The organism is Paenibacillus sp. OT2-17, assembly GCF_009827695.1.
Classification (GTDB): Bacteria; Bacillota; Bacilli; order Paenibacillales; family Paenibacillaceae; genus Paenibacillus; species Paenibacillus polymyxa_B.
Genome location: NZ_WUDQ01000248.1, coordinates 1 through 5,229 on the forward strand (window position 1 = coordinate 1; position 5,229 = coordinate 5,229).

Here is a 5,229-nt window from a genome sequence, read left to right on the forward strand (position 1 = left end):
TCTCCTGCTGATACTGATCTGCATTATAAGCGCGTACTACCCGAAGTCCGATCAGATGCTCACGTGTTACCCTGTTCAGATTATCGGTGAGACGCTGGATTCTCTGGAAACTTGGAAGAGCGAAAACAACAATGACACTTAGCATCAGGATCAGAGCAGCCACGGCCGCTCCTGTGGAGGCGGTCCACTGCCAGTTTTTATCCGCAATCTTCACAATGGCCCACACGGCCAGAATCGGTGCCTTGATGATCACCTGCAGCCCCAGCGCAACCACCGTTTGAATCTGCGTAACATCGTTCGTGGAGCGGGTAATGAGGCTTGCCGTCGAAAAGTTATTCATCTCTTCCATTGAAAAGGATAAGGTCTTGTCAAAGACCATCGCACGCAGACGCATAGCCAGCCCTGCAGCCACCTTTGCCGCGAAATATCCCACAATAATAGATGCAATCATACTGCCGACGGCACAAAACAACATGTAACTGCCGGGAATCAGCAGTTCGGACACAGGCGTTCCTTCCGTTTGCAGCTTGGTCGTAATTTCCGCCATATAATCAGGTAGCTTCAGATCAAGCCATACCTGCACAACGATGAAGGCTAGGCTGCAAACCACAAGCATCCATTCATTTTTCTTGAGATATTTGAATATCTTTAGCATTCTGTTGCTCTCCTTTTATCTGATAGTCTTTGATGTTTGGTGAAGTATAGTGCATCCTGCTCTGCATAGAAATTCAGCTTCTAGAGACAATAAGCTTAATGAGTCGGATCAGTTCTTTGGCATCTTCTTCGTCTAACTTTCGAAGAACATTCTCGGTCCATGCGATTCCTTCATTATACCTATCAATCATAAATTGCTTACCTGAATCCGTAATGAATACAATCACTTTACGTTTGTCGTTGACATCAGTACGCCGTACAACTAGTCCTTTCTTCTCCAGGCTCTTCAGTGCCGTTGCCACCCGTCCCGTACTAACGGACAAGTATTCGCTCAAGTGGCCAGAGGTAACCCCGTCCTTATTGAAATTCAGACAAATGAGAATCCCCATTTCGCCACGTGAAAAGTGCCCTCGTTCCTCTAATGCTGGTTTCCGCGATTTGACGATATACTCGAATAGTTCTTTCGCTAATGCTTTATAATCCAATGGTCACAACACCTTCTCCCTAATACCTTATAGTATGAGATAATTAATCTTATAGTATAAGATAATAATAATGTCGGGTTACAAAGTCAATTAGAGAAAATATGGAATACAAAAAAACCTTCGTAACCAGCTTGTATTTTTACCAATTTTTCTACACAAAAGTCCAATGGAAATGACCAAAGAAAACTTGAGGAGCAGTTTGCAGCAGATATGGAGAAATCTCATGAATCTTGAAAAGGACCGGATCAGTACGGCTCAAATAATATTACTTGGGCTTTTCTCACTTATCGGGGATATGTAAGAGACTGCTTCTAAAAGTAAAGCAGCAGCTCACTAGGACTTGAAAAATAAAGTCTTAGACTGCTGCTGCTTTTACCAACATTCACTTCTACCATTAAAATCAAAGATACTACTATTTTTAAAAGCATTTCTGATAGCAGCATTTCGCTGTTCAAGCAACCATCTCCCGCCACTCAACTGTGACCCATGATATCAACAAGATCAAACTATTAGGAACGGAGCGCTTTCCGAGGTACAAAAGGTGAATTTCCTTACAACCTAATAAAACCAGGATGTAAACAGATTGTTAACCGGTTTATAGATCATCATGACCAGAAGCAATGGGCTCGGCACATTGATTTTGTACAAGGAGCAGACCACTACACCAATGCCCGTGATCCAAAACAAGCCCCAGACCAGAAGGTCACGGCGCCTGCTTCCTCGTGTCAGCAAAGGCACATCGATGACCGCACAAACCGCTGCTGTTGCCAGAAAAAGCAGTAACACCATTGCGCTCACTCCTTGATATCTTCAATAAAAGATTTGTATGTCATACCAATTCGGTTAATCGACACGCTGGCTTTGTAATGGATAGGTAGCGATTTTAGGTAATTGTCCCCTTTTTTCTGTTGTAGCCTAGCCCAAGCTTGGGGGTTGGCACGGTAGATCAACTGTCCAAAGCCCATAATATCCACATTATAGCGCTCATTAATTTGCTTAACTGCAGTTTTCATCCGCAAGATAATTCGTTCTTCCGATTTCCTTTCCAGCCCTGTAATCACGCGCTCTGCTTCCAGATTATCTTTGCTCATTACCTCTTCAACATTACACAGGGCCTTTACATGGATGTAAATATGTGGTTCACCGTCAATCATCTTGACTTTACGTTTGGTGTCTGTATGAAGTGCTTCAATGACGATGGGCCGTCCGTCGTCTCCTATTACAGGACCTGAGCTTTTGACAACGTTATTGGTGATATAATTGTAGCCAATCGTCTCGTTATCGCTTAACCACCCGATCATCTTATCCTTCCGAAATACAGCTATATTACTGTACTGTAATTTGGCTGTGGGCGAGCTATCTTCCACATTGCTCTTCTTTTCGCCCTCACTAACACTGCCTGACATCTTCACTCCAGTTAGCACCGGATTCTTCCCCTCGTACAACAAATCTTCAATAAATTGGTTCAAAGAAACAGCGACTGTTTTGCCCGATGTCTTATAAGATTTGTCCAGGGAATTATATAATTTACTTGCCGGTAATCTCTCTAGCGGGGTAAGGACCTTCAGAACATCTTCGGCAGTGGTGTCTTTGGCGACCATGGCATAGAAATCATTACGCGGCTCTCGGCTCCGCTTCAGCATATCAAGTGCCTCGCTAATTCCGGCCCGGGCAAGCTCCTCTCCAATCACCAGTATACGGATATGCCCATAGTAGCCAGCTCTCGCACTTTCCAGACTGGACTTGCGCTGGGCTTCATAAATCGTTGGGACCGTAAAGGTAGATACAATCACTGGCACCCCTGCACCTCCCGTCCCTCCCGCCGCCTGCGAGGCAATTGCTGAAGGAATAACCACCTGCAGTGTAACCTTATAGCCAGATTCAGCCTTATCTAGCCCCATTCCCAGCACAAAGGCCATTTCATTTAACTCCTGTCTTTCCCAGCACCCGCTGAGCAGCATAGGGACCAAAAGGGTAAGCAGCAGTCGCGAAACAGTTTTACGGTTTTTTGGGCTCATCTGCCGACTCCTTTTGCTTGGTTGTGCTTTGACGGTCAAGATTTTGAATCATACTTTCTGCCGGCCTTGTCTTTAAACGCGGCCAGGTAAAGCGGAAGATGGAATCCTTCAGATCATTTGAACGGTATGGACCGATCGGACTCATATAGGGCATGCCAAAAGAACGCAGACTCGCCAAATGCAGCACGATTAAAAAGATACCGAATAGTATTCCGTATAGTCCAATAAAGCCAGCTAGTCCGATAAGAACAAAGCGAATGATTCTTGCAGCGATCGACATGCCCGTCTCTGGTATCACAAAACTGGATATGGCCGTAATGGATACAATGATAACCATTGCTGATGAGATAAAGCCCGCGGCAACCGCCGCCTGTCCTATTACAAGTGTTCCAACAATGGATATCGCCTGCCCTATATTTTTTGGAATCCTCACTCCCGCCTCCCGCAAAATCTCATACGTTAATTCCATGAGTACTGCCTCCACAAATGCAGGAAAAGGAACGCTTTCTCTCTGTGCGGCAAGGCTGATAACCAGATTGGTAGGGATCATCTCCTGATGATAGGTCGTAACCGCCACATAAAATGAAGGCGCAAGCAACGTAATGAAAAAGGAAAGAAAACGGATGAACCGTAGCAAGGTGGCAATATCGGCCCGCTGATAATAATCTTCGGCAGATTGAAAAAAAGCGACAAAAAAGGTAGGCACCAACAGGACAAAGGGGGTTCCATCCACAAGAATCGCCACTTTGCCTTCCAGGATTCCCGCTGCGATAGTATCCGGCCGGTCGCTGTTATAGATCGTGGGGAACGGCGTAGCAGCCGTATCTTGAATAAACTCCTCAATATATCCGCTCTCCAGGATACTGTCCGTATCTATTTTGGCCAATCTGCGCTTCACCTCCTGCACCAGGTCAGGATTAGCGATGTTGGCGAGATACATAATGGATACACTGGTTTGAGTCACCTTACCAATTTGGAAGGTTTCTAGCCATAGCTGGCTATCTTTAATTTTCCTTCGAATCAGCGCCGTGTTTGTCCGCATATTTTCCGTGAACCCTTCCATCGGCCCACGTACAACTGATTGTGAGCTTGGTTCGCCTACATTCCGGTCCTCCCATCCAGGCAGTCCGATCCGTAGGGCGCTGGATGTTCCGTCAACCAGCACCATGATATTACCGGATAACAGCTCATGAACAAATTGCCCAAGGTCATGCGTGACGGATAGATCCCCCGCAATCAGCATACGTTTTCGCAAAAGCTCAATCTTCTGATTAGCATCAAGATCTCTCATTTGGTCAGGGGTACAACGTTCCTGAAGCGAAAATAATATGGAGTTATGCAGAACCTGTGTATCCACAAGACCATCAATATAAAGCAAAGCGATATGCGTAGACTCATCCAATTCCAGCTTTTTAGTGATCAAATCGGTGCTTGTCCCGAGCAGTTGAACCAACTGCACCAAATTGTCCTCCAAGCGGTGTGATAATGTGCCAGTAATTGTATCCTTCATCTCACAACCTCCGCATTCCGTGAGCAAACTACAAATAGTATGACAGAAGAACTTGATAATTATCCCCTTAACATTCCTTTTCGACTATCAATTAATAATTATGTTATAAAATCACATACTAAAGGAAATGACAAAAGAAAACTTGAGGGGCAGTTTGCAGCAGATTTGGAGGAATCTCATGAATCTTGAAAAGGACCGGATCAGTACGGCTCAAATGATGTTACTTGGACTTTTCTCGCTAATCGGGGAAATGGCACTTGTGTATCCTGCAGCAATGGCAACCGGAGCCCACGAGGATGCGTGGATTGCCGCCTTGATTAGTATTCCGCTAGGACTTGCATGCGTAAAGCTGATGATATCTACATCAAATATTGATCCAACTAAAACGATTATTGAGCTTTCATTACAAGTATTAGGAAAATGGGTGGGTGGAGCTGTAGCGTTGAGTTATTTATTCTTTTTCCTGATTGCAGCCTCCACCTATATCAGAGAAATCGAAGATTTCATGTGCACACAGATTTACGAAGGGACACCCGGCGGGGTCATTCGCTTCATGGCGATT

At 45.1% G+C, this 5,229-nt stretch carries 7 protein-coding genes; 1 reads left to right on the top strand and 6 read right to left on the bottom strand.

Annotation, left to right across the window (positions count from 1 at the left end; translation table 11 throughout):
- From GRP75_RS18655 to GRP75_RS18680, 6 genes are all read right to left on the bottom strand, one after another.
- Positions 1-655, bottom strand: a 655-nt coding sequence (locus tag GRP75_RS18655; RefSeq protein WP_160790023.1) for an ABC transporter permease, incomplete at its 3' end; no start/stop codon positions are given.
- A 73-nt stretch (positions 656-728) separates the two neighbouring features.
- Entirely contained in the window at positions 729-1,139 is a 411-nt protein-coding gene (locus GRP75_RS18660; RefSeq protein WP_160790024.1) for a MarR family winged helix-turn-helix transcriptional regulator, read from the bottom strand.
- A gap of 311 nt (positions 1,140-1,450) precedes the next feature.
- Positions 1,451-1,594, bottom strand: a complete 144-nt coding sequence (locus GRP75_RS18665; protein ID WP_160790025.1) for a hypothetical protein — start codon at positions 1,592-1,594, stop codon at positions 1,451-1,453.
- A 103-nt stretch (positions 1,595-1,697) separates the two neighbouring features.
- On the bottom strand, positions 1,698-1,928 hold the full coding sequence (locus GRP75_RS18670; protein ID WP_023988612.1) for a hypothetical protein: 231 nt from the start codon (positions 1,926-1,928) through the stop codon (positions 1,698-1,700).
- Between the two features lie 5 nt (positions 1,929-1,933).
- Positions 1,934-3,157, bottom strand: coding sequence for a Ger(x)C family spore germination protein (locus GRP75_RS18675; RefSeq protein ID WP_160790026.1), 1,224 nt, complete (start codon positions 3,155-3,157; stop codon positions 1,934-1,936).
- The gene (locus tag GRP75_RS18680) at positions 3,138-4,667 is read right to left on the bottom strand and encodes a spore germination protein (RefSeq protein WP_028541285.1); all 1,530 of its coding nucleotides are present in this window, start codon (positions 4,665-4,667) and stop codon (positions 3,138-3,140) included. The genes GRP75_RS18675 and GRP75_RS18680 overlap by 20 nt, the downstream gene beginning before the upstream one ends.
- A gap of 178 nt (positions 4,668-4,845) precedes the next feature.
- Here GRP75_RS18680 and GRP75_RS18685 point away from each other — a divergent pair.
- On the top strand, positions 4,846-5,229 hold a 384-nt coding region (locus GRP75_RS18685; RefSeq protein WP_160790027.1), incomplete at its 3' end, for a GerAB/ArcD/ProY family transporter.

Excerpts from the sequence above, each read along its gene's own strand:
- GRP75_RS18670 (WP_023988612.1), bottom strand. The coding sequence starts at position 1,928 with ATGGTGTTACTGCTTTTTCTGGCAACAGCAGCGGTTTGTGCGGTCATC.
- GRP75_RS18675 (WP_160790026.1), bottom strand. The coding sequence starts at position 3,157 with ATGAGCCCAAAAAACCGTAAAACTGTTTCGCGACTGCTGCTTACCCTT.
- GRP75_RS18680 (WP_028541285.1), bottom strand. The coding sequence starts at position 4,667 with ATGAAGGATACAATTACTGGCACATTATCACACCGCTTGGAGGACAAT.